We start from the raw sequence: 23,666 nt of genomic DNA on the forward strand, positions 1-23,666 counted from the left end.
GTGCGGTGGCAGTCTGAAAATCACCCGTCACGCCCCTCTCCGGGCCACCCCCTGCGCCGCCCCCTCCCGCAGCGCGTCCCTCTCGCTGGAGGGGAGGGGGAGGGGGAGGGGGAGGGGGTGCTGGGGGGGCAGGTGAGGCGGTTCGTGTGCGCGGGGCCCGGGGTGGGTGGGGTGAGGGGTGGTCGCTATCTTGAGGGGTCACGGACAGCCGTAAGGGAGTGGGCATGGGGATGGGTGGTCGGCGGGTGGCCGTCGGGGTGGCGGTCGGGGTGCTGATGGGCGGGCTGGCCGGGTGTTCGTCCGGGGGGTCGGAGGGCGCCAAGGCGGCCTCGGGAGCGGGGAGTTCGGCGGGGCCGGCGGTGACGGGTGCGGCGTCGGCCTCCGCCCCGACGCCGTCCGCCTCCGGGGTGGGAGCTGCTACGGGGGCCGCGACGTCGGCGGCCGGTGCTGCCACGGCCGGGGGTGCCGCCGGAGCAGGGAGTGGGGCGCCGGTGCCGCCGCCCGTCGCGGCGACGCCCGGGGCGGACCTGGAGGGGGTGCTGCTGGACGACAAGGTGGTCGGGCAGGTGCTGCCGGACGGCAAGGTGATGGCCGGGTGGGACGAGGAGAAGCGCACGGTCGACACCGCCGACCACGCCACCACCTGTACGGCGTCCACCCCCTGTACGGGCAAGCCGCTCAGTGGGTCGGTGCGCTTCTCCTCGGGGGATCTGGTCACCCGCTTCCTGGTGGACACCCTGCCCAGCCGGGACGCGGCCAAGGACCGGTTGAAGGAGACCTACAGCTCCTATCCCGTCGGGCCGTTCCACAAGGTCGACACCCCGGTGCTCGGCAGTGAGAGCCAGGCCTTCGTCGGGCCGCTGTCCGCGGGTGACGGCGTCAGCATCGTGGTCCGCTCGGGCACCGTGGTGGCGAGCGTGACCACGGAGGGCGGTCCGGTGGACGTGGCCGCCGCCCGGCGGTTCGCGGTGATGCTGGTCAAGCGGATCGAGCAGGCGCAGTCGGGGAAGGCGCCGGACGCCGGGCTCGGCGTGGCCTGACCCGACCTGATCGGCCGTGCGGTCCGGGCGTCGGCAGGACCTCATCGTGCTGTCAGGAAACCGGCGGGTGGCCCTGGGCTGGGGAAACGGATGTCGGAGACCCGTGATATGTACTCATCTTGGGTGGCCACTGTACGGCCATACGAAAGATGCCGATGAAGTTCGAGGGGGCCACACATGCCGCTGTTCCGACGCCGCTCGGCCGGGGAGGGCGCGCAGGACCGGGCCGGTCGGCGCGGGTTCGGGTTCGGCAGACGGGCCGCGGAGGCGCCCGCGGCCGCCCGGGCGGCCGAGCCGCGGCTCGATCCGACGTTCGGTGACGAGTCCGTCCGTCTGGTGCTCGGGCAGGCCGCCGCCGGGGACTGGACGGCGCTGCGCCCCGCGCTGGCCGCCGCGGCCGGGGCGGAGACGGGCGCGGCCGACCTGACCTGGCTGGCCGGCGCGATCGCCGACGTGCCCGGGGTCGAGCAGTGGACGGCCCGCGCGATGGCCGACGCGCCGGACGACGCGCTGCCGCTGCTGCTGTCCGGCGCCCGGCACGTCACCTGGGCCTGGGAGGCGAGGACCGGCGCCCGGGCCAAGCACGTCACCGAGGAGCAGTGGAAGCTGTTCCACGAGCGACTGGACCTCGCCGAGGAGCAGCTGCTGGAGGCCGCCGAGCGGGAGCCGTCCTGGCTCGCCCCCTGGTACTTCCTGCAGATCAGCGCCCGTGGTGCCTCGCTCGCCCCGGAGGTCGCCACCTGCCGCTTCGAGGCCGCCGTCCGTCGCTTGCCCGGGCACCCCGGTTCGCACCGTCAGCGGCTCCAGCAGCTGAGCGCCAAGTGGGGCGGCTCGCACGACGAGATGCACGAGTTCGCCCGTTCCGCGATGCTGGGCGCCCCGGAGGGCAGCCAGCTCGGTGAGCTGGTCGCGCTCGCCCACCTGGAGCGCTGGCTGGACCTCCCGGACGGCGAGGACCACGCGTACCTGTCCAGCCCCACCGTGCTGGCCGACCTGCAGGAGGCCGCGTTCCGGTCCGTCCTGCACCCGGACTTCGTCCCGGTCCGCGGCTGGCAGGCGAGCTTCAACACCTTCGCGATGGCCTTCTCGCTCGCCGACCAGCGCAGGACCGCGCGGCTGCTGTTCGACGCGCTGGACGGCTTCGTCACCGAGTCGCCCTGGCACTACCTGTCCGGCGACCCGGTCAAGGTCTACCGCGCCCACCGCGACCGCTGCGCCGCGTACTGAGGCCGAGCCGCGCACCGCTGACGCCACGCCGCGTCCCCCGAACCCCTCACCCTCCTCGCGATCGAAAGAGCCTCCGGTGTCCCCATCCGACAACCCGACGAGTGCGCACACCTTCCAGGTGGACCTGCGCGGCCTGGTGGACCTGCTCTCCCACCACCTCTACTCCAGCCCGCGGGTCTACCTGCGCGAGCTGCTGCAGAACGCGGTGGACGCGATCTCCGCCCGCCGCGCGCTCGACCCCGAGGCGCCGGCGGCGATCACCGTCCGCGCCGACGACGAGCTGTCCGTCACCGACACCGGCATCGGCCTGACCGAGAAGGACGTCCACACCTTCCTCGCCACCATCGGCCGCAGCTCCAAGCGCGACGCCGACGGCCGCCTGGACGGCGCCGGGCTGGCCAAGGCCCGCGGCGACTTCATCGGCCAGTTCGGCATCGGCCTGCTCGCCTGCTTCGTGGTCGCCGACGAGATCACCGTGGTCACCCGCTCCGCCGCCACCCCGGACGCCCCGGTGATCGAGTGGCGCGGCAGCTCCGACGGCAGCTACACCATCCGCACCCTGCCCGCCGAGGCCAAGCCCGAGCCGGGCACCACCGTCACCCTCGTGCCGCGCGCCGACGCCGCCGAGTGGACCCGCTCCGGCCGGGTGCTCTCCCTCGCCCGGGACTTCGGCAGCCTGCTGCGCCACGACGTCACCGTCATCGACGCGAACGGCACCGAGCACCGGGTCAACCGCACCCCGCCGTGGGCCGAGCGGCACGGCTCCCCGCTGGCCCGGCGCGACGCGCTCGCCGAGTACTGCCGCGCCACCTTCGACTTCACCCCGCTCGACACCATCGAGCTGGACCTCCCGCTGGTCGGCCTGCGCGGCATCGCGTACGTGCTGCCCGACGCCGCCCCGCCCTCACGCCGCAACGGCCACCGGGTGCACCTCAAGGGCATGCTGCTCTCCGACCAGGCCGACGAACTGCTGCCGGAGTGGGCCTTCTTCGTCCGCTGCGTGGTGGACACCGACGGGCTGCGCCCCACCGCCTCGCGCGAGGGCCTGTACGCCGACGAGACGCTGGCAGCCGTCCGCGAGGCGCTCGGCGCCCGGATCCGCGACTGGCTCACCGGCCTGTCCGCCAGCGACCCGGCGCTGCTGCACCGCTTCCTCTCCGTGCACCACCTGGCGGTCAAGGAACTCGCCCGCTACGACGACGAGTTGCTGCGGATGATGCTGCCCTGGCTGCCGTTCGAGACCACTGACGGCAACGTCACCCTGGACGAGTTCGCCCGCAGCCACCCGGTGGTGCTGGTGACCCGTACGGTCGAGGAGTTCCGCCAGGTCGCCCCGATCGCCGGCGCGGCCGGCCTCGGCGTGGTCAACGGCGGCTACACCTACGACCGCGACCTGGTGCACCGGCTGCCCGAGATCCGCCCCGGCGTCTCGGTCGCCGACCTCGACCCGGGCACCGTCACCGCTCACCTGGACACCGTCGACCCGGCCGCCGAACTGGCCGCGGGCGTCTTCCTGGCGATCGCCCGCGAGGTGGTCGGCCGCTTCGACTGCGACGTCGCCCTGCGCAGCTTCCACCCGACCAACGCGCCCGCCCTGCTGCTCGACAACCGGGAGGCCCGGCACGAGCGCACTCGCGCCCAACTCGCTGACGAGGCCGACGGGTTGTGGGCGGACATCCTGGGCTCGCTGCGTGCCGAGGTGCCCCGCGCCCAGCTGGTGCTGAACCACCTCAATCCGCTGGTGCGCCGCGCCGCCACCGTCACCAACCGCGAGCTGGCCGTCACCGCCGTCGAGGCGCTGTACGGGCAGGCCGTGCTGATGACCCGCCGCCCGCTCAAGGCCAGCGAGTCCGCGCTGCTGAACCGCTCGTTCATCAGCCTGCTCGACCACGCCATGCTCGGCCACGAGGCGGCCGCCGCCGGCACCGACGAGAAGGAGGCGTGATGCTGGACACCCCCGACGCGGTGATGGCCGCGCTGCGCGAGAACGACGCCCGCCCGTACGGCCGCACCCGCACCGTCACCGCCGAGGAACTCGTCGACGCCGCCGAGCAGTTCGAGGACACCGCGGTCCGCTCGATGGCCCTGCTCGAACTCATGGAGGCCTACGAGTACGACGGCGAGCGCAGCAAGAGTCCGGTGGTCTTCGCCCGGGTGCTCAAGCTGTGGGACCAGGACCCGGACGGCTTCGGGGAGTGGGCCCGGCAGCAGGTGTTCTGGCGCTTCAAGTGGGTCGCCGCCGCGCTCTTGGACACCCCGGACGTCCCGCTGGCCGCGATCCGGCGCTGGCACACCGAACTGCGCGACCGCTACCGCGCGGCCGGCTACGACCTCCAGCCGTACTACGCCCAGCGCTACCACCTGGCCGCGCAGACCGGTGTCGCCGTCCAGGACGCCTACGAGCTGTGGACGGCCCGCCCGCGCACCGAGCTGAGCGACTGCCACGCCTGCGAGACCCGCGCCCGCGCCCGGCACTTCATCGAGGCCGGGGACGACGCCCGCGGGCTGGAGATCCTCGCCCCGGTGCTGGACGGCCGCAGCACCTGCGAGCAGGAGCCCTACCTCAGCCAGGCGACGGCCCTGCTGGCGCTGCTGCGCCGGGGCCGGCTGGACGAGGCGCGCTCCGCGCACCTGACCGGCTACCGCTACGCCCGCGGCAAGGCCTCGATGCTGCACGCCGTCGGCCTGCACATCGAGTTCTGCGCGCTGTCCGGCAACGAGCCGCGCGGTCTGGAGCTGCTCGCCGAGAACCGCGACCTGTTCGCGGTGGCCGGCGAGCCCGCCGCCCGGCTGGAGTTCCTCACCGGCGTCGAGGTGCTGGTCGCCGGGCTCGCCGCGGCCGGCCACGGCGAACTCGCGGTCAGCGGCCCGGCCGGCACCTCCTGGACGGTCGACACCCTGCTCGCCCACCTGCGCGGGGAGGCCGACGCGCTGGCCGCCCGCTTCGACGCCCGCAACGGCACCGACGCGGTGAGCGCCGCGCGACGCGCCCGGCTGGCCGCCGAGCCGCTGCTGGCCGAGCCGCTGGCGCTCGGGGTGCGCGCCGCGGCAGCCCCCGAGCTGTCCACGGCCCAGGCCGTCGCCCCGGCGCCGCGCCGGACCGTCGAGGCGGAGCCGGAGGACTTCACCGCCCTGGTGCTGCGGGCCCGCGAGCTGGAGGTGGTCGGCCACCCGGACGCCGACCGGCTCTGGAAGCGGATCGCCGAGCGCGCCGGCGCCGACGGCTTCGTCCACCCCGGGAGCGCCGAACTCGGCGGCCCCGAGCGGCTGGCTGCCGAACTCGCCGAGCAGCACGCCCACGAGGCGCTGCAGCGCGACGAGCACGCCGAGGGCGCGGCGGGTCTGCTGGCCGCGGCCGAGCTGTACGAGCGGGCCGGGCTGCCTGGCCCGGCGCTGATGGTCCGTACCCGTACGCTGATCGTCGAACTCGGCGACGTCGAGGGCGCGGTGGCGGACTGGACGGCGCTGGACGCCGCGCTGGCCCGGGCCGAGGAGCAGCGCGCGGCGGGCACGCTGTCCGACGACGACTACCTGATCATCCTGCAGTCGCGTGCCTACGCCGCCCACCACGACCTGGTCGAGGCGCTGCCCGAGCCCTCCGCGTTGACCGCCGCGCGCTTCGAGGCCGCCGTCGGCGCCTACCGGCAGACCGCGCTCTCCCTCGGCTCCGCCCGGCGGGCCGCGACCTCCCGGCAGTACACCGCCGACGCCGCCGCCCGGCAGGGCCGGCTGACCGAGGCGGCCGCCGAACTGCGCGAGGTGCTGGCGCAGTTGGACGCCGCCGACCTGCCCTGGCACACCCCGCGGGTGCTCGGCCTGCTCGGCCAGGTGCTGCTGCAGGACGGCGAACCCGCCCAGGCCGCCGAGGTGTTCCACCGGGCGTTGGCCGAGGCGGTGCGCTGGGGCGACGACTCCTACCCGTACGCGCCGACGTACATGATGCTCGGCCACGCGAGCATCCAGGTGGAGGACCTCGGCGGCGCCGTCCGGGCGCTCTCGGAGGCCGCCGCGCGCTACGACCGTCAGGGCGAGACGGCCGTCGAGGAGGCCGCTCAGGTGCGGCTGCAGCTGGCCGACGTGCTGCGCGGCACCGGCCGTTCGGCCGACGCGGTGGCCGTCCTGGAGTCGGTGCTGGACGCCGCGAGCGCCGGGCTGGACGAGCGGATGCTCGCCCAGGCCCGCCTCGACCTCGCCCGGGGCCTGGTCGAGCTGGACGAGTACCGGGACGCCGCCGAGGAGTACCTGCGCCTGGCCGACCTGGTCGCCGGCTGGGAGGACCAGCAGACCCACACCATGGTCGCCTGCGAGGCCACCCTCGCCCTCGCCCAGGCGGACCGCTGGGACGCCGCCGAGGCGGCCCTCGGGCGCGCCCGCGAGGCCCACGGCAAGGCCCCACAGGTCGACCAACTGGCGGCGACCCTCCGGGAGCTGGCCCGGCTCACGATGCGCGACAAGGGTGCCGAGGGGCTGGACGCGGCACTCGCCCTGCTCGCCGAGGCGGACGCGATCGGCGAGGCCGCCGAGCGCACCGGCGAGGAGTACAGCGGCTGGTACCTGCGCGGCGGTTCGCACTACGAGCGGGGGCGCTGCCTGGCCGTCGCCGACCGGCACGAGGAGGCGCTCGCCGAGGTCGAGCGGGCGATCGCGGTCTACGAGCGGGGCGGCGAGCGGGCCGAGTCGCCGCGGGCGGAGTCCGTCCGGCTGGCCGCGCTGATCGAGGGCGGCGACCTCGGCCGTCCCCAGGCGGCGGTGGCCCGGCTGACCGCCGGGATCGCCCGCTGCGAGGCCGCCGGGCTGCGGGAGGCGGCGCAGATCCTGGGCGAGCTGCGGGAGCGGTTCACCGTCAACTGACGGGAGAGGGGCGGGCGTTGTGCCCGCCCGCCCCTCTTCTGCTCGGGTGTTCTCGTCAGCAGGGGCCGTCGTCGGCCCAGACGCCCCACTGACCGCTGGCGCTGGGTACCTCGTTCAGCGTCCACCACTTGGCGTGGTAGGCGTGCCCGTTGTACGAGACCTTGGCGCCCGCCGTGTAGGTGGTGCTCGCGCTCCACGCCGGGGCCGTGCAGGTGCCCGGGCCGGTCGGCGGGGTGGACGGGGGAGTGGTCGGCGGGGTGGTGGGCGGGGTCGCCCCGGCGAACTTCACCGTGTACTTGGTGAAGTCCCAGTCGCTCTGCGCCACGCTGGAGCAGGAGCCGGACAGCCCGGGGTCCACCGCGCCGGTGCACTGGCGGTCCCGGTTCACCGACCAGAAGGTGTACCGGGCCAGGCCGTGTACGGTGGCGAAGTCCAGCACGGTCTGGAAGTCCGCCTGGTGGAAGTACTCGGCGGCGTCGGTGCGGCCGTTCATCATCGACACGCCCTCGTGGGCGTACGCGGTGGCCTCGTTCCAGCCGAAGGTGGTCTGCAGGATCTGGTTGAACTTCACCAGCGCGTCGGTCTGCGCGGCGGCGCCGTTGAAGCCGCCGTCGAACGGCATGATCGAGTAGTTGTTCGGCGTGAAGCCCTGGGACTTGGCCTCGCCCAGCATCTGGGTGCCGAACCAGCCGGTGCCCGCGTTGGTCCCGGCGGTGGTGATCGAGATGTACAGCCCCGGGTTGTTCTGCTGGAGGATGCGGGCCGCGCCGATCTCGTTGTGGATCGCGGCCGTGTTCTCGTACTCCGGCTCCTCCAGGTCGAAGTCGATCGCCTTGAGGTTGTACTTGGTGACCACCTGCTGGTACCCGGCGGCGGTGGCCTCGGGGGTGCCGCAGACCTGGCCCAGCTTGGTGCCGCCGTACCCGCCGACCGACACCGAGACGTCCCCGCCCTTGCCGCGGATGGTCTGGATGACCGCCTGCATGGTGGTGTCGCCGTCGATCGAGGAAGTGCCGCCCCAGGCGGGCGAACAGCTGTTGCCCTGGGCGAGGATGAAGGCCAGCTGGAAGGCCTTCTGCCCGGTCGCGTCCATCACGGCGGCGGCGTCCGGCGGGCTGTTGTCCTCGGGCATCAGGTACGGCGCCGAGGCGTACCAGTTGCTGCCCAGGCCGGTGCTGCTGTCGGCGGTGAACGCCGAGGCGGAGCCGGTGCCGGCCAGCGCGGCGACACCCCCGGCGACCAGCCCGAGCACCCCGGCCACGGCGAGCGCGGCGCGGGATCTGCGCGATGCCGGTGCGGTGCGCTGCTGTGGGGGAACGTGCGGGGGAAGTCGCGAGGGAAGCTGTGGGGGAAGAGCGCGTTCCATCGGAGGCCTTTCCAGTGAGCGGCGGTGGGGGAATGCGGGCCTGGTCGCGCCGGGTGTGGGGGTGGCGTGACGGCCGAACGGACCGTCGGCGGCGGGTGGTTGCCGATGGTCCCCACTGGTATAGACCTGTTGATGAAGGGTGGTCAACCCCAAAATGGTCAAGCCGATCGCCGCGGCCGGACCGGTCTCAGGCCCTAGAGTTGACGAGTGGCCAAGGAGAACACGAACAGTGTGGACGGGCGGGTGCACGCCGGTGCCATCGTCCAGGCGCACACCATCGGGCAGCTGCACCTGACCCAGTCCGCGCCGCCGGCCGTCCCCTGTCACCTGCCGCCCGGCCTGCCGCACTTCGCCGACCGCCGCGGTGAGCGCGAGCACGTCCTCGCCGTCACCTCCGACGTGCCGGACTCCGGAGGCCCGCTGGTGATCTCCCTCAGCGGGATGGCAGGCATCGGCAAGACCGCCCTCGGCTTCCAGCTGGCCCGCGCCCTGCGCGATCACGGCCGCTGCCCCGACGGCATCCTCCACCTCGACCTGGACGACCTGCGTCGCGACGGAGCCGTCGAACTCGCCGACGCCCTCGGCGAACTGACCCGCGTCCTCGACCCCGCCGCCGACCTCCCGCCCGGCTACGCCGACCGGCGCCGGCGCTACTGGTCCGCAAGCCAGGACAAGCGCCTGGTCCTCGTCCTCGACAACGCCCGCAGTGGCGCCGAAGTGCTCCCGCTGCTGCCGTCCTCGGCAGGCGGCATCGTCATCGTCACCAGCCACGGCCGCCTCCACGACCTCGACGGCACCCGCGCCGTCGAGCTGCCGCTCGGCCCGCTCAGCGGCGAGGACGCCGTCGGGCTGCTGCTCGCCACCGTGGCCGACCCCCGGCTCGCCGCCGACCCGGAGGCCGTCGCCGAGCTCGCCCGTCGCTGCGCCGGGCTGCCCGCCGCCCTGCAGGTCGCGGGGCGGTGGGTGCGCAAGCACCGCAACCGCGAACTTCGGCGACTGATCGAGCAGTTGACCGTCGAGCTGCACCGGGAGGGAGTGCCCGTGGTGGAGGCCGTCTGGGACGCCGCGTACGCCGGCCTGAGCCCCGGCGCGGCCCGGCTGTACCGGCTGCTGCCGCACCACCCGGGGCCGGTGGTCACGGTCGGGGCGGCCGCGGCATTGCTGGGCGGTGGCGTGGAGCCGGCCGAGAGCGCGTTGGAGGAGCTCGACGAGGCGGGGCTGCTGCTGTCGAGGCCGGACGGATTGGCGCTGCACGACCTGATCCGCGGACACGCGCGGCGGCGGGCCGCGGACGCTTCGGGGGAGGGCGGTTCGGGGGCGGATGGTTCAGGGGAGGGCGGTTCGGGGGAGGACGTTCCCGCCGCCCGGCACCGGCTGGTCCGCTGGTACCGGCGGCAGGCCGTGCGGGCGGACCTGGTCGCGGCAGGGCCTCGGCTGGTGGTCGCCCGGCCGACCGATGTCGGGCCCGACGAGGCCACCGACGTGGTGTTCGCGTCCAAGTACCAGGCCATGCACTGGTTGGAGCGCGAGCATCTCGCCCTGTACGGCTGCGTGCGCCTCGCGTACGAGGACGGGCTGGACGCCGAGGCCGTCGCCCTGTGCGAACCGCTCTGGACGCACTTCCTCGACCACCAGCACTACGCGGACGTCATCGACGCCTTCGGCCTCGGCGCGGCCAGTGCGGACCGGGCCGACGACCCGCTCGCCGTCGTCCGCATGCACTGCCAACTCGCCCGCCCGCTCTGGGAACAGCGCCGCTACCAGGAGGCGGCCGAGCACCTGCGGATCGCCGTCCAGCGTGCCGAGCTGCTCGGCTCCTCCGAGGTGGAGCGCAAACTGCGGGCCTCCGCCGTGGAGTTCCGCGGCAAGCTCGCCTCCGTGCAGGGCGACTGGGCCGCCGCCGTCCCCGACTTCGAGGCCGCCCGCGCCGAGCACCTGGCCATCGGCAACACCTACGGCGCGATGCTGCAGACCTATCTGCTCGGGCGGGCGGCCCTCGCCCTCGGGGACGTCGTCCGCGCGGTCACCCTGCTCACCGAGGCCCACCGGGTGGCCACCGACCTCGGGCGCGAGCGGATGACCTCCCGCACCGCCTTCGAACTCGCCACCGCGCTGCGGGCGGCCGGTCGGTCGGCGGAGGCCGGGCCGCTGTACGTCAGCGCGCTGGAGGGCGCCCGCGCCCGGCAGGCGAGCGCGGACGAGCTGCGGGTCCTCGAGGCCCTGGCGGACTTCCATGAGGAGCTGGGCGAGGGCGGGAAGGCGGCCGGGTACCGGGCGGACGCGGCGCGGTTGCGGGGGTAGCCGCGCGGTCGGTTCAGACCGGGTGGTCCGACTCGGCCTCGGTGGCGGGTTCCAGGCGGATGCGGTGGATCGCCGCACCGAGCCGGGCGGTCAGGGTGGTGGGCAGCGGGTGCCGGCCGTCGGCGTGGGCGGCGAGCCAGGTGTGGACGGCGGACAGGGCGGCGGCCGGGTCGGCGCGGACAATGCGGCTGCCCGTGCGGGCCGGGAGGACGCGGACACTGACGGGGGTTCCGCCGTCGCGGTGCAGCAGGCAGGTGGTGGGGGAGAGGACCACGGCGGCCGTGCGGCAGTTCGGGTACTCGTCGAAAGCCTCGGCCGTCCAGTCGGCCGCCGTCCGGTATTCATGGTGCCAACCGGGCGCTGCCGGCGGGTTGTCGGCGCGACGGTAGAGCAGGGCGGCGCTCTGGAGCTGGCGGGTGCCGGCCCGGCCGTACTCGGCGGCGCGGTGGTGGAAGGGCGGGTCGGTCCAGGGCGGGAGTCGGTCGACGGTGATCAGCCCGTCCTCGACCGACGCCCGGACGGCGAAGGCGGCCGGCGTCTGCGGGGCGCGACCGGGTACGGGCAGCGGGCGCGGCTGCGCGGGGTGCGGCGGCGGGGCGAGTCCGAGCAGCTTGTACAGCTCCGGCCGCAGCGTCTCCAGGGACCGCCCGGTCAGCGCGAAGGCCCGCTCGGCGAACTGCCGGGTGCGGCCCGGGCGTTCCGGCAGAACCGGTGCTTCGAGGTCCAGGCGCGGTACGGTGGCGAGCAGTTGCGCCATCGGGCTGCCGGGGACCAGCTCGCCCGCGCCGTCGCAGGCCGCCACCATCGGCAGGTCCAGGGCTGCCGCGTAGAGCGCCACCGAGCCGTGGTCGGTGACCAGGACGTCCCCGGCGACCAGCAGCGCCGCCCACTCCTCGTACGGCGCCGCGAGCACCAGGCCCGCGTCCAGGGCGGGCCGTAGGCGTCGGGCGAGGTCGAAGGAGCCGGTGCGGCTGTACTCGTTGGGGTGGACGATCAACGCCAGCTGGCACTTGTCGTACGGCAGGCGGGCGGCGAGTTCGGCGGGCAGGTCGGGGCGGCGGGCGAGCAGTGACTGTGGACCCCAGGTGGAGGAGAGCACCACCAGCCGCCGCCCGCCGGTGCCGAGGGCGGCGCGGACGGCCTCGCGCCGGTCCAGGGACTCCAGGATGCGGTCGAGCGTCGGGTCCCCGGCGACGATGGCGTGCTGTCGGGCGGCCAGTCGCTCGACCTGGTCGGGATGGGCGAGGGCGTGCAGGGCGGCGGTGGGGCGGCCGTCGCGGAGCAGGAACGCCGGGTCGAGACCGGACGGAAGGTCGGGTGAACCCTCGTGCGGCAGCGTCTTGTTGAAGCCCGCGCCGTGCGGGAGCAACACCTGCCGGCCGCGCAGACCGTCGAGGGCGCCCTTGGGGCTGGCGGTCAGGATCAGGTCGTGCGGGGTCGCGAGGGCCTCGGCCCACGGGATGCAGCGCGCTCCGGCGGTGTCCACGGCGGCGAGCGCGTCGGCGGCGAACTCCGAGCCGGGCACCAGGGTGAAGCGGCAGCGGATGCGGTCGTCACCCTCGAAGACGGGCAGCAGGTCGAGCAGCCGGTGCAGCGCGGCGGCGGAGCGTACGGCGAACAGCACCTCGGCAGGGGCGCCCGAGGGCCGGCGCTGGCTGGCTGGCTGGCTGGCTGGCTGGCTGGCTGGCTGGCTGGCTGGCTGGCTGGCTGGCTGGCTGGCTGGCTGGACCGATGGTCCATTAGCACACCTCAGCACGCCGCGTCGAGGGCGCGGCGGCACCGGCTCGGCGTGGTCGGGACGGTCCTGCGGTGGCATAGGGGCGATGGTAACGGCAGGGGTGACGCGGTCCGGCGAGCGCCGCCCCCACCCACGGCTGTCCTCGCCGGGCGACCCGTCAGCGGGCGGCGGTCTGCGGGGACACCCTCTCCTCAGGCCGAGGCCGAGGCCGAGGCCGCCACGCCCACGCCCGCACCCACCCCCGCGAGCAGCCCGCTGACCGCCGGGGACCAGGGCCGGCCGGTCGGCCCGGTGAGCGTCAGCGTCCGGTGCACGGCGGGCCGGATCGGCACCAGCACGCAGTCCGGCGGCAGCATGGTCAGCGCCAGCGCCGGCATCACCGAGACCCCGACGCCCGCGTGCACCATGCCGATCAGCGTGTTGAGGTCGCGGATCCGGTGCCGGGGCATGAAGCGGGTGCCGGCCCGCCGGTAGGCCTCGCGGATGTGGCGCTCGCAGCCGCCCTCGGAGAGCAGGAAGTCGTCGTCATCCAGTTCGGCCACGTGGATGGTCTCCTGCCCGGCGAGCGGGTGGTCGCGGCGCAGCAGCGCGTGCATCGAGTCGGCGCCGAGCGGGACCGCCCCGGGCGGCAGCACGGCGGCGTCCACCAGTACGGCGGCGTCCACCGTGCCGGCCTCCAGCCAGGTGGGCAGCTCGGCGTCCTCGCCCTCGAAGAGCCGTACGGTGACCTGCGGGTACGCCGCCTTCCAGTCCCGCAGCAGCCCGGGCAGCAGCGCCTGGCAGACGGTGGTCGGCGCGGCCAGCCGCACGGTGCCGGTCGGGCCGCCGGAGTGCCGGGTGGCGATGGTGCGTACCGCGGCAGCGGAGGCGACGGCGGTCCGGGCGTGCGGCAGGATCTGCTCGCCGAGTGGGGTGGGCAGGCACGGGCTGCCGCGCCGCAGCACGGGGGAGCCGAGGGAGCGCTCCAGTGCGGCGACGGCGTGCGAGACGGCGGACTGGCTGATGCCCAGCTCGTCGGCGGCCGCACCGAAGCCGCCGGTGTCGGCGACCGCGACCAGCGCCCTGAGCTGGGCCAGGTTGACCTCCGAGGCCATGAGACTTCCTCATCGTTCCGGCATCACCACTTGTTGGACTCATGGTCCGCCGCCGGGCCACCCTCTGTCCAGAACACAACGGGAGGACGGACGGGGAGGTGGTCGGGGTGCGGCGCTGGTTGCCGGGCTTCGTGGCACTGTCGGCGATCTGGGGCGCGAGCTTCGCCCTGATCAAGGTGGCGGTCGACGCGGGGGTGCCGCCGGTGTGGGTGGCGCTGTGGCGCTGCCTGCTCGGCGCCGCCACGCTGTGGGCGGTCCTGCTGCTGCGCGGCGAGCGGGCCCCGCGCGACCGGGCGCTGTGGGGGCACTCGGCGGTGGTCGCGGTGCTGCTCAACACCGTGCCGTTCACCCTGTTCTCCTTCGGCGAGACCAGGGTCGGCTCGGTGCTGGCCGGGGTGATGAACGCGACCACCCCGCTGTTCACCCTGCTGTTCGCGGTGCTCACCGTCCCCGAGGAGCGCCGTCCGGGCGCCCGCCGGCTCTTCGGCCTCGCGCTCGGCTTCGTCGGCGTGCTCACCGTGCTCGGGGTCTGGCGCGGCCTCGGCTCCGGTGCGACCGTCGGCGCCCTGGCCTGTCTGGCCGCCACCTGCTGCTACGGCGCCGGCTTCGCCTACCTGCGCCGCTTCCTGTCCGGCCGCCCGGAGTCGGTCACCACCCTCTCCGCGCTCCAGATCGGCTGCGCCGCAGCCGAGTTGGCCCTGATCGCCCCGCTCGCCGCAGGCCTCCCGCACTGGCCGGGGGCCTCGGCCGCCGCCGCCCTGCTGGTGCTCGGCGCGCTCGGCACGGGCCTGGCGTACCTGCTCAACCTCGGCCTGGTCCGGGCGGCCGGCACGGCCGTCGCCTCCGCCGTCACCTACGTCACGCCGCTGTGGTCCACCGCGCTCGGCGCCGCCCTCCTGGCCGAGCCGGTCGGCTGGAACGCCCTGGCCGGCGGCGCCCTGGTGATCGCCGCGGTCGCCCTGACCCGGCCGCGCAAGGCGCCCGTCGCCGCTCCTGCGCCCCCGAAGGATCGTCAGCCGGTTGGTTAGAGTGGCCGGGTGAACGAGGACCCGTAACCGGTGGCCGTTCGGGCCGCGCTGCGGGCCCGTCCGTTGCGCTTCCCGTTCACCCGCTGGGTGCCGCGCTGCTGGGCGCACCTGCTCTGCGGCGCGCTGCTCGGGCCGCTGCTGCTGGTCGTCCTCGTGGTGCTGCTGGTGCTCGGCGCCGGCCTGTCGGTGGTCGGGCTCGGGCTGCCGCTGCTGCTCGCCCTGGCGCTGGCGGGATCCCGGCGGGGGCCGTGGCGCGGTGGCGGCTGGGGCTGGTCGAACCCGTCCCGGTGCCCGACCCGCACCGCCGGCTGCCGATGCCGCCTTGGCGGGGCGGGAAGTCGTTGGTGACGACGAGCGTGCTGCCCATGGCAGGCCTCTCATGACGGAGTCAGAACGGGAATCAGCGAGGGAAGGCGAAGCGGAAGCGACGTGAGCAGGACGAGGAGGACCCACCTCCATTGCATCGAGGCAGGTCAGCGGGGTCATCAGGGTCAGGTGGAGTCCCGTGGTCGGGTTTCCCCCACCACCCGGCACCGCCCCGGACGGCTCCACCCGCCGCCACGGACGGATCGGGTCCTGCGACCGGCTCGGCCTGTTACCGAGCCCGGCAGCGCGAGCGCCCCGGTGACCGCGGCCTGACGGTCGGTGTTCGGCGGATTACGGCTCGTGCCCGGCGGCCCGCTATCGTGGCGCGTGTGAGGTCGTGGGATGCCGCAGTGGAGCGGGCGCAGGGGCGGTTGGCGGCGGGGGAGCGGCTGCGGGCGGCGGTGGAGGGGGAGGAGCGGCGGTTCGCGCTGTGGGACTTGGCGTCCCTGGTGGAGGGCGAGCTGGGCGAGGTGGTGGACCCGGACGGGCTGACGCCGCGGGCCGAGCGGGCCTGGCGGGAGCGGCTGGGGGAGAGCGGGCGGGAGTGGCCCGGCGGGGAGCTGTACCGGCGGCGGTACTGGATCCGGGATGACCGGGCGGAGGTCGTCGGCACCGTCGCGGTGGACAACTGGACCAAGGGGCCGAGCCAACTCGCCGTCAGTTCCCTCTACGTCAGGCCCGGAGCCCGCGGTCGCGGGCTGGCCGCCGCCGCGCTGGACGAGGTGTACACGGCGGCCACCGCCGAGGGGTTGCCGGGGTTCCGGCTGGAGGCGCACTGGACCTGGCAGCCGGCGGTCCGGTACTACCTGCGCCGGGGCCTGTGGGTGGTGGGCTGGAAGCGGTCGCTGTCGCTCGCCCGGATGCCCCAGCTGCCGTTGCACCAGGTGCGCGAGGAGGACGGGCGGCTGCTCCTGTTGGTCGCCGACCGGCAGCGCGGCTGGGTGCCGATACTGGCGGCCGGGCGGGAGGGGCGCTGGCTGCGGCTGGACGAGACCGCCGACTACCGGGGCTGCGACGGCTGGGTGCACGAGTACGCGCGGTCGACGCTGGCGCTGTACCTGGCGCTCGCCGGGCGGCCGATGGTGCGCGGGCCGCAGTGGTGGGCGGAGGCGTGGCGCTGGTCGGACGCGGGGGAGCCGGAGGGGCTGGCTTTCAAGATCGAGCAGTTCGAGCAGGCCGCCCGGGGCACGGGCCGCCGGATGGTGAGCCCGTACCGTCCGGTGCCGGCGTCGGAGGCGACCGCGCAGCTGGCAGACTCGGGGGATGGCTGAGATTGAGATCGACGGCGCACCCGCCGACCCGGCGCGGCTCGCCGCCCTGGGGCTGCTCAACTACGGGCACTTCACCACTCTGCGCGCCGAGGCGGGCCGGGTCCGCGGTCTGACACTGCACCTGGACCGGCTGGTCCGGGACTGCCGGACGCTGTTCGGCACCGAGCTGGACCGGGCGGCGGTCCGGGAGCGGATCCGCGCGGTGCTGCCCGCCGACGGCGGGCCGGTGATCGTCCGGGTCACCGGGTACGACCCCGCTCTCGGCCTGGAACGCCCCGCCGCGCCCGCCGAGCCCGCCCTGCTGGTGACCACCCGCCCGGCCGCGACGGCCGAGCCCGGCCCGCTGCGGGTGCGGACGACGGTGTACCGGCGGGAGCTGCCCGAGGTGAAGCACGTCGGCCTGTTCGGCCTGGTCCACCACCGTCGGCTGGCCCAACTCGCCGGGTACGACGATGCGTTGCTCACCGGTGAGGACGGCCGGGTGACCGAGGGCGCCACCTGGAACGTCGGCTTCCTGGCCGGGAAGCGCCTGGTCTGGCCCGAGGGCCCCAGCCTGCCCGGCGTCACCGAGGCGCTGCTGGCCGGTGCATACGGCGGCCCGCAGTCCCGCGAGCCCGTCCACGCCACCCGGCTGGACGAGTTCGACGCGGCCTTCGCCGCCAACGCGGGCGTGGGCGTGCGCCCGCTCTCCGCCGTGGACGGCACCGCCTTCGACCCCGCCCACCCCGTGCTCGCCGAACTGCGCGCCGCCTACCGGGGGATCGCCGCCGAGGCCGTGTAGAGGGCCTGCCCTGCGGACCCGGGCCGCCAGTGGCCTCCATGGCCCGGGTGGACCTGGCTTCCTAGCGTGGAACCCGTCGACGAGATCCGCCTCGACGTCGGCCCGCTGCCATGCTGGCTGCCGTCGCAACGTGTACCCTCGCCGCGCTCACTGCCAGCTTCCTGGCCGCCCGCCGACACCACCGAGCGGGCGGCCGGGGGGTCGCAGGCACCACCCCGTACGTCCCGGCGACCCTCGCCGTGCCGCTGGCCGCTCCGACCGTGCTGCGCTGCCTCGGTGCGACCGGGCTGTCCGCCCGGGCGCTGCTGCGGACCCGGCCGACGACAGCGGGAGCGGGGCGGCAGTAGCCGGAACCGTCGGGAGAAGGAGAGGCCCGGGAGAAGGAGAGGCCCTTGAGCGCCCTGAAGGCCGTCGAACGTACTGTCATTCGACGGCCGCGCCCGATCACGGTCGTCCGAGGATCCGGCCCGAGCCCGCGTACCACCACGGACCACCGATCAAGAGCCCTTCGCCGGACCTGGCCGACCGGCCCGAGGCTGAAGTCCGCCTCCGCGCGTCATGGCGATGCCCCCGTCGGCCGTGGTTCAGGAGTCGTGGCCCTTGCTGACGCAGCGCTCGGGCTCGGCGACCTTCAGGTACTCGTGCTTGAGGAGGTTGGCGACGTTGTAGCGCTCGGTGTCCGTGAAGTCGGACGGCTTGAGTTGGGGGTCGAGCCACTGCTGGTAGCCGAACCCCGGCTGGTTGAAGCCGGCCGCGATTCGGCCCGCCTGCACGTTGAAGGGGCGGTTCACCTCGTAGCAGTGGTAGCTGTTCCCGGGGCCGTTGAGCGAGTCCGGCGGCAGGGCGCGCTTGGCGTAGGGAGTCCCGCCGGTCGCCAGGAAGCCGCCGGTCTCGGCCCCGAAGCGGTCCAGGGCCTGACCCACGTCCATCGTCTGCTCGTGGATGTCGAGGGTGCCGTTGGTTTCCGCGAAGCCTCGGTTGCCGGGGTACTTCCACTGGGTGCCGTCGCGGTACCAGTCGAGGAACTGGGTCGGCTGCAGGCCGCCGAAGCGCTTGTAGTGGGTCAGCAGTGTCGCCACCGGTCCGGTCGTCGGCAGTTCGGCCGGGCCCAGCTCGGACCGGCCGCAGTAGTAGACGGTCGGGTCGTCCGGCGGGAGGAGGTCCGGACAGTCGGACGGCAGAGGGGTGCGGTGGGACGCCGACCGGTCCGACGCGGCGGCGACGGCGGTGCCGGCCGAGGCCATCACGGTGAACGGAAGGGCAGCGGCCAGCGGCAGGACGATGAGCCTGAGCGAACGCATGGGCGGGCTCCAGGGAGACGCGGACGGAGAGGTGTACGACGTACGACGCAGCGACAGCGGGCATACGTAGCACGGTCATTGCACATTCGTACTGATCGGTAGGCGGGCAGCCTGAGAAGTGGCTGCGCGCACAGCATCCGGACGGAGCAGTCGACGGGGCCGCGAGGCCCCGTGCGCCCCGCTTCACGAAGCGGCGGTAGCAGGACCTCCCGCGGCCTCCGTTGCCGGATGCGGCTCCTGAGGCACGGAACAACGCCGTTGTGATGACGGCTGGTTGCCTCTGGTCTTTCCGGGGCACCGGACTAACATGAGTTCCCCTCACGTTTTCGTCAGGAGACGTCATGCCGGACCATTTTGACTTGCCGGCGGGGTTCCGCTGGGGTGCCGCCACCGCCGCCTACCAGATCGAGGGGGCGGTGAACGAGACGGCCGCGGACCCTCCGTCTGGGACACCTTCTCCGCCCGCCCCGGCGGCGTCCGGGACGGTCACACCGGCGCGGTCGCCTGCGACCACTACCGCCGGTACCCCGAGGACATCGCCCTGATGAAGGACCTCGGGCTCGACGGCTACCGCTTCTCCGTCGCCTGGCCCCGCGTCCTGCCCACCGGCGGGGCGCCGTCAACCCCGCCGGTCTCGCCTTCTACGACCGGCTGGTGGACGCCCTGTTGGAGGCCGGCATCGCCCCGCTGCCCACCCTCTTCCACTGGGACCTCCCGCAGGCCCTGGAGGACCGCGGCGGCTGGCTCAACCGCGACACCGCGTACCGCTTCGCCGAGTACGCCGCGATCGTCACCGACTGCCTCGGCGACCGCGTCGCGACGTGGATCACCCTCAACGAGCCCTTCGTCCACACGGCCTTCGGCTGGCCCGTCGTCCCCGACGGCCTGCGTCAACTCCCGGTCGGTCTGAAGGGGTTATACGGCAAGGCCCTCCCGCCCATCACCATCACCGAAAACGGCTGCTCCGTCACCGAGGACGCCGTCCCCGACCAGCCCCGCATCGACTTCATGGCCGCCCACCTCGACGCCCTCGCCCGGGCCGTCGCCGAAGGCATCGACGCCCGCGGCTACTACACTTGGTCACTGATCGACAACTTCGAGTGGGCGGAGGGGTTCCATCAAAGGTTCGGCCTCGTCCACGTCGACTTCAAGACCCAGTGCCGGACGCCGAAGGCGTCGTATGCCTGGTACCGCGACCTCATCGCCGCCCATCGGGCCCGTCATTCAAGGTAGTTGGCCTCCAGCCGCTGTGGCATGCATGACCTCTTGGCAGCGTTCGAAGGGCTGCCTGAACGGGGTAGTCCGCAGCAGCTGCGCTGCGGCTACTGAGCAAAGGACAGCGTGGTCGACAAGTCCGCGGCCCATTGCCGGTGGTTCGGCCACGGACCGCTCGCGCGGGGACGGACCGCTCTATGACTCCGGGGACGCCCACCACGGTGCCCACGGTGACGGGAACTACGTGCCGAGCGGTACCGTCGAGATTGGCCAATAGCTCTTACCTGCAGGATAGTTGAGGGCCGCTGTCGGTGTGTGGCTGGATTGACAGCCCGTTCGACGGACTGAGCCGGTTCTGTCGTGATCGCGCCGCTGCCCTGAGGCGGCCACGGCGGGGGCGGCGACCCGTGCCCTTCCCGGCATCGTTGCCGCACGACGGCGGACGCCTGGACTCGGCTGAAGGCCTGTCGGCCCTGGCCGGGCCGTGCTTGGCTCTCGAAGCTGCGCACCCTCTACTGCTCGGGGAGCACGAGGCACCGGGCGCCCAAGGGCGTGTTGTCCGTCGCCCGGTTCCTCGTGTCCGCCGTTCGGGTGTCAGTCCGTCGGTGCGCCGCGGCCGCGACGGCGCAGGCGCAGGCAGAATCCCGCGGCACCGGCCAGCACGGCGGCGCCGACCGCCAGCAGCTGCCATGACGTCTGGGACGACTGATTGGCAGAGGTCGACGAGGTCGTCGGACTCTGCGTCCCTGATCGCGCTTCGGGCAGGACCTGGGGAGGCGTTCCGGGCGGTGACCCGGCTGCTGTCCCCGTGCCGTCGAACAGCCCGAATCCTCCGGCGAGCCCGTTCCGGTCGTAGCCGGATCCGGGGAGTTTGTCCGCGTACCGGCCCGTCACCAGCTTCTGGTAGGCGGCCAGCGGGAGGCTCTGTCTGCCGCCGAGGCCTGTGATGGCCTCGCTGTTGAGCGGCTCGACGTCGCCGCTCGCGGTGAGCCGGTACCAGGCGTGGATCTGCGGCTCGGTGAAGGTGCGGGCGTCGGAGGTGGTGCGTTCGGCGAGCTTGAGCTCGTTGTCACCGTCCTGGATGCCCGCCAGTCGCCAGCCGCCGGCCTTGTCCGGCGGAGCGAGCAGTACGGCGGCCTGGTGACCGTCGGCCGCGCTCACCCGCGAGGCGAGGTAGGACAGCCTGAGCGCGTTCTGCGGTGTCGGCTGGGCCTTGCCCGCCACGAAGTCCACCGACAGCTCGTACATTGGAACCGGGTCCCTGAGCTGGAACGACGGTGGCGCGGCGACCGCGTTCGGGGTGTTCGACCGACCGCCCGCACTGCCACCGTCGGCGCCGGTCCCGGCTCCGGGGGCGGTCGCCGTCCTCGCGGCGCCGAGGAAGCGGGAGACGGTGTTCTGCGTCTGTCCGGAGCGCAGCACCTGCTGAGCGGCGCCGTAGTCGGGGACATCGCCCCCGCTGTCGGCCCGGGCTGTCGTGGCGGCGGCGCCGACGCTCACGAGTGCGGCGGTGGTGAGGGCAACCACCTTCAGGGTCCTCATGGTTGGTTGTCTCCTCACGCGTGGATGCCGACCCGCGAGTGGGTCCATCGGAACGAGCCGTTGCTGACGTAGGTATTGAAGTTCCACCAGGTGTACGTCTGCGTACTGGGCCACGGATCGCCCACGGCGATCATGTTGCTGGTGCTGTCGTAGCCGTAGATGACGTTCATGTGCCCGCCGCCCGAGGTCCAGCCGATGCGCACCGCGAACGGGCGCCCGTTGGCTATCTCGTTGGTGACCTCGTTGAACGAGGCGTTGCGGTTCAGGTCGTAGCCGCCGTTGCGAAAGCCCATGGCGGACAGACCGTTGGCCATGTCGTCGAGCGTGGCGGGCCGGTCGTTGCAGTCCAGCCAGCGGCCCTGTTGGGCGAGGCGGCAGAAGTCGTACTGGTTGTACTGGTTGTAACCCCAGTAGGTGGCGATCGTCAGACCGGAGGCGTCCCAGCACCACTCGTCCTGGACCTGCTTCTGCATGGTGATGTCGAGTGCTGTCCAGTTGGTGGGCCGGGTGGAGCTGCAGAGCGGCAGATTCCCGGTGTCCTCGCTGATGAAGGCGTCGGCGATGTAGTAGGCGCCAGACCAGATCCAGCGGTTGTCGTTCTCGACGGTGTCCCCCGTGGTGCGGCAGACCATCGGGATGCGGTCGGCCGGTGCGGCCTGGCCGGAGACCCGGGCCGAAAGTGAGGGGAGCACACGCTCGTTGACGGTGCTGTAGTTCCCCTGTCCTCCGATGACGGTTCCCTTGACCAGGCCCGCCTGAGCCACGGCGCCGATGCCCAGCGCGGCGGCGGCGGCCAGTACGGCGGCGATTGCCGTCACGGCCGCCCGATGCGATTTCCTGCGGTGTCTGCTCATGCGTCAGATCTCACTCCCCGTTAGGTGAAACCGAATGCGGGGGAGTCTGGCAGAGCCGCGTCAAAACCGGAACGGAGAAGTCCGGGCCACTTGCGGCTACGCGCATAGATGGCGAGTATTCGGCATCAATAGGCAGTACCTGAAGGCCAGTTGTCGATCAGCTGTTTCAGTGGTCTAGTCCACTGTTATCTGATTGTTATCAGCAATGGTCATATTTCAGGCTGTGAAATTTCATAGAGTGAGTGCAATGTTACTCACGATGACGGTTTCAGAAGGGGAAATTCAGGGGTCCGAAGAAGGGCTTATGCGGGGCCTGGTCGAGCCACTGTGGGATGGGGTCTACGGGTCGGGGCCCGCCGGGGAGCGGAGGGCCCCGACCGGGCCGGTTCGCGCCGTGCGGACACGGGTGGTTGGGGCCCGGGTGGCTACCCGCGCGGCGCGGGCTGGGAGGGGCGGCGAGCCGGTTGGGTGATCACGATCGGCCGGAGGCCGGGTCCATGGGGCGGGCGAGGGCGAGGGCGCGTGCGCCGGACGCGGTCTTGCTGTCGTTGCGCCCGCTCGTTGCTGACCCGGGCACGCAGCCCGCCGATCGAGCGGGTGGTGTGCAGGGACAGGCCGGCGTCCACGTGTGCTGGCCGAGCAGCTGCGGGCTGAGCTGCCGCTGGTCTCCGGCGCGGCGGATGAAGAGCGGCAGGTGGAGCCCGGGTCTGTCCTGTCGGTCCTGTCGGTGCGTCCGACGGGTGCGTTCCACGCGGCGCGCTGGAGGTGGTCACGGAGCGGCTCGACGACCTGGTGGACCACCGCTACGGATGGAGGGACACCCCGTCCGGGCGGGCCGGGACCGGTCACCGCAATCGGGCGGAAGCCGGTCCGTAGGACACCGCATGGCGTCAGCCGCCGACTAGGCCCGTGGAAGGAAGCCACCTGATCGAGTGCACCGGTCGTACATGCCATTCCATGCGCCGCCTCCAGCCCGATGTCGAGTCGAGTTGCCTTCGGTCGGTGTCGCTTCCGCTCCAAGACCGTGCTGACGTGTAAGTGGGCAACCCGGAGGCCGAGTTGAGGAGACACAGCTAGGCCTCGCTACAATGACAGGCTGCTCGACGAGCTGAGGGCTATCACCAACGCTTCGGTCTCGTCCACGTCGACTTTGAAACGCAGAAGCGCACCCCGAAGGACTCTGTTCGCCCGTACATCGATCAGGATGGAACGACTGTGTTCCCGGAGTGATCCTGAACGCTGACCTGATGGGAGTCCGGAGCGGCGGGCTGCTTCCGCAATTTGTTTCGGGCGCTCGGTAGGGGTACTGTCTCCCAGTCGCTCGGCAGGGAGCACCGGACACGCATCGGCGCGGACGGTCCCGGGGTGGCCACTCCTCTGAAACACCACTTCCGGTTCGCGCCGGTCGTTTTCGCGTTCTCGCGGTGCGGCTCAGTGCTTGTCCGGTGTGCGCGTTTTGTTGGTTTGCGGTCGGATTCGCTTTTCGGGGCGAGGGTCGACTAGAGTTTGGAACGTCGGACGGGGCGTCAAACCTCGGAAGACACCGGCGAGTTGGATGAACGAAGCCCCGGAAACGGAGCGGAAGACATCTGCTAGGCTGGAAACACGAAAGAACGAAGCGCCCGGAGGGCCTGCTGGAAGGCGGTCCGAAGGAAGCGTCCGTTCCTTGAGAACTCAACAGCGTGCCAAAA

16 protein-coding genes and 2 pseudogenes are annotated in these 23,666 nt (G+C 73.2%); 12 read left to right on the forward strand and 6 right to left on the reverse strand.

All coding sequences use genetic code 11. The annotated features are described in order from the left end of the window. Window positions 1-491: 491 nt before the first annotated feature. From ACZ3UD_RS35725 to ACZ3UD_RS35740, 4 genes are all read left to right on the forward strand, one after another. On the forward strand, window positions 492-1,040 hold the full coding sequence (locus ACZ3UD_RS35725) for a hypothetical protein (RefSeq protein ID WP_465597622.1): 549 nt from the start codon (window positions 492-494) through the stop codon (window positions 1,038-1,040). A 177-nt stretch (window positions 1,041-1,217) separates the two neighbouring features. Continuing rightward, window positions 1,218-2,267, forward strand: coding sequence for a hypothetical protein (locus ACZ3UD_RS35730; protein WP_465597625.1), 1,050 nt, complete (start codon window positions 1,218-1,220; stop codon window positions 2,265-2,267). A gap of 76 nt (window positions 2,268-2,343) precedes the next feature. Beyond that, complete coding sequence (locus tag ACZ3UD_RS35735; protein WP_465597628.1) at window positions 2,344-4,212, forward strand: HSP90 family protein; 1,869 nt, start codon at window positions 2,344-2,346, stop codon at window positions 4,210-4,212. Beyond that, the gene (locus tag ACZ3UD_RS35740; protein WP_465597631.1) at window positions 4,212-7,118 is read left to right on the forward strand and encodes a hypothetical protein; all 2,907 of its coding nucleotides are present in this window, start codon (window positions 4,212-4,214) and stop codon (window positions 7,116-7,118) included. Before ACZ3UD_RS35735 ends, ACZ3UD_RS35740 begins: the two co-directional genes overlap by 1 nt. Window positions 7,119-7,173: 55 nt before the next feature. Here ACZ3UD_RS35740 and ACZ3UD_RS35745 read toward each other — a convergent pair whose 3' ends face one another. Further along, window positions 7,174-8,484, reverse strand: coding sequence for a carbohydrate-binding protein (locus ACZ3UD_RS35745; protein WP_465597634.1), 1,311 nt, complete (start codon window positions 8,482-8,484; stop codon window positions 7,174-7,176). Window positions 8,485-8,691: 207 nt separating this feature from the next. Here ACZ3UD_RS35745 and ACZ3UD_RS35750 point away from each other — a divergent pair, with 207 nt between their 5' ends. Further along, entirely contained in the window at window positions 8,692-10,785 is a 2,094-nt protein-coding gene (locus tag ACZ3UD_RS35750) for a hypothetical protein (protein WP_465597637.1), read from the forward strand. Window positions 10,786-10,798: 13 nt separating this feature from the next. Here the strand turns inward: ACZ3UD_RS35750 and ACZ3UD_RS35755 are convergent, their stop codons facing one another. After that, window positions 10,799-12,409 (reverse strand): translation initiation factor 2, encoded by a 1,611-nt coding sequence (locus ACZ3UD_RS35755; protein WP_465597640.1) that lies wholly within the window; start codon window positions 12,407-12,409, stop codon window positions 10,799-10,801. 305 nt (window positions 12,410-12,714) lie between these two features. Then, window positions 12,715-13,617, reverse strand: a complete 903-nt coding sequence (locus tag ACZ3UD_RS35760) for a LysR family transcriptional regulator (protein ID WP_465597643.1) — start codon at window positions 13,615-13,617, stop codon at window positions 12,715-12,717. A 107-nt stretch (window positions 13,618-13,724) separates the two neighbouring features. Between ACZ3UD_RS35760 and ACZ3UD_RS35765 the strand changes: the two genes are divergently transcribed. The 5 genes from ACZ3UD_RS35765 (at window position 13,725) to ACZ3UD_RS35785 (ending at window position 17,410) form a co-directional block, all read left to right on the forward strand. Beyond that, window positions 13,725-14,645 (forward strand): DMT family transporter, encoded by a 921-nt coding sequence (locus tag ACZ3UD_RS35765; protein WP_465597646.1) that lies wholly within the window; start codon window positions 13,725-13,727, stop codon window positions 14,643-14,645. A gap of 30 nt (window positions 14,646-14,675) precedes the next feature. Further along, window positions 14,676-14,993: a hypothetical protein gene (locus ACZ3UD_RS35770; RefSeq protein ID WP_465597649.1), complete on the forward strand. Its 318-nt coding sequence runs from the start codon at window positions 14,676-14,678 to the stop codon at window positions 14,991-14,993. 347 nt (window positions 14,994-15,340) lie between these two features. Beyond that, on the forward strand, window positions 15,341-16,282 hold the full coding sequence (locus tag ACZ3UD_RS35775; RefSeq protein WP_465597652.1) for a GNAT family N-acetyltransferase: 942 nt from the start codon (window positions 15,341-15,343) through the stop codon (window positions 16,280-16,282). Further along, entirely contained in the window at window positions 16,275-17,063 is a 789-nt protein-coding gene (locus ACZ3UD_RS35780) for an aminotransferase class IV family protein (protein WP_465597655.1), read from the forward strand. Before ACZ3UD_RS35775 ends, ACZ3UD_RS35780 begins: the two co-directional genes overlap by 8 nt. 110 nt (window positions 17,064-17,173) lie before the next feature. Further along, entirely contained in the window at window positions 17,174-17,410 is a 237-nt protein-coding gene (locus ACZ3UD_RS35785; protein ID WP_465597658.1) for a hypothetical protein, read from the forward strand. A 237-nt stretch (window positions 17,411-17,647) separates the two neighbouring features. Here ACZ3UD_RS35785 and ACZ3UD_RS35790 read toward each other — a convergent pair whose 3' ends face one another. After that, a complete protein-coding gene (locus tag ACZ3UD_RS35790) occupies window positions 17,648-18,364 on the reverse strand; it encodes a TNT domain-containing protein (RefSeq protein WP_465597661.1) in 717 nt (238 codons plus the stop codon). A gap of 341 nt (window positions 18,365-18,705) precedes the next feature. On the opposite strand from ACZ3UD_RS35790, the pseudogene ACZ3UD_RS35795 reads away from it, so the two are divergent. After that, window positions 18,706-19,597 (forward strand): annotated as a pseudogene (locus tag ACZ3UD_RS35795) (glycoside hydrolase family 1 protein). A 576-nt stretch (window positions 19,598-20,173) separates the two neighbouring features. Here the strand turns inward: ACZ3UD_RS35795 and ACZ3UD_RS35800 are convergent. Continuing rightward, a complete protein-coding gene (locus tag ACZ3UD_RS35800) occupies window positions 20,174-21,121 on the reverse strand; it encodes a hypothetical protein (protein ID WP_465597664.1) in 948 nt (315 codons plus the stop codon). A 14-nt stretch (window positions 21,122-21,135) separates the two neighbouring features. Then, complete coding sequence (locus ACZ3UD_RS35805; protein ID WP_465597667.1) at window positions 21,136-21,939, reverse strand: papain-like cysteine protease family protein; 804 nt, start codon at window positions 21,937-21,939, stop codon at window positions 21,136-21,138. Window positions 21,940-23,082: 1,143 nt separating this feature from the next. Between ACZ3UD_RS35805 and ACZ3UD_RS35810 the strand changes: the two are divergent. Beyond that, window positions 23,083-23,205 (forward strand): annotated as a pseudogene (locus tag ACZ3UD_RS35810) (family 1 glycosylhydrolase); the annotation flags it as partial. Window positions 23,206-23,666: the final 461 nt, after the last annotated feature.

Source organism: Kitasatospora sp. NPDC023118 (assembly GCF_055560875.1).

Bases quoted from the DNA above. Each gene is read 5' to 3' on its own strand.
- ACZ3UD_RS35760 (WP_465597643.1), bottom strand. From the start codon at position 13,617: ATGGCCTCGGAGGTCAACCTGGCCCAGCTCAGGGCGCTGGTCGCGGTC.
- ACZ3UD_RS35800 (WP_465597664.1), bottom strand. From the start codon at position 21,121: ATGAGGACCCTGAAGGTGGTTGCCCTCACCACCGCCGCACTCGTGAGC.
- ACZ3UD_RS35745 (WP_465597634.1), bottom strand. From the start codon at position 8,484: ATGGAACGCGCTCTTCCCCCACAGCTTCCCTCGCGACTTCCCCCGCAC.
- ACZ3UD_RS35740 (WP_465597631.1), top strand. From the start codon at position 4,212: ATGCTGGACACCCCCGACGCGGTGATGGCCGCGCTGCGCGAGAACGAC.
- ACZ3UD_RS35780 (WP_465597655.1), top strand. From the start codon at position 16,275: ATGGCTGAGATTGAGATCGACGGCGCACCCGCCGACCCGGCGCGGCTC.
- ACZ3UD_RS35785 (WP_465597658.1), top strand. From the start codon at position 17,174: ATGCTGGCTGCCGTCGCAACGTGTACCCTCGCCGCGCTCACTGCCAGC.
- ACZ3UD_RS35730 (WP_465597625.1), top strand. From the start codon at position 1,218: ATGCCGCTGTTCCGACGCCGCTCGGCCGGGGAGGGCGCGCAGGACCGG.
- ACZ3UD_RS35790 (WP_465597661.1), bottom strand. From the start codon at position 18,364: ATGCGTTCGCTCAGGCTCATCGTCCTGCCGCTGGCCGCTGCCCTTCCG.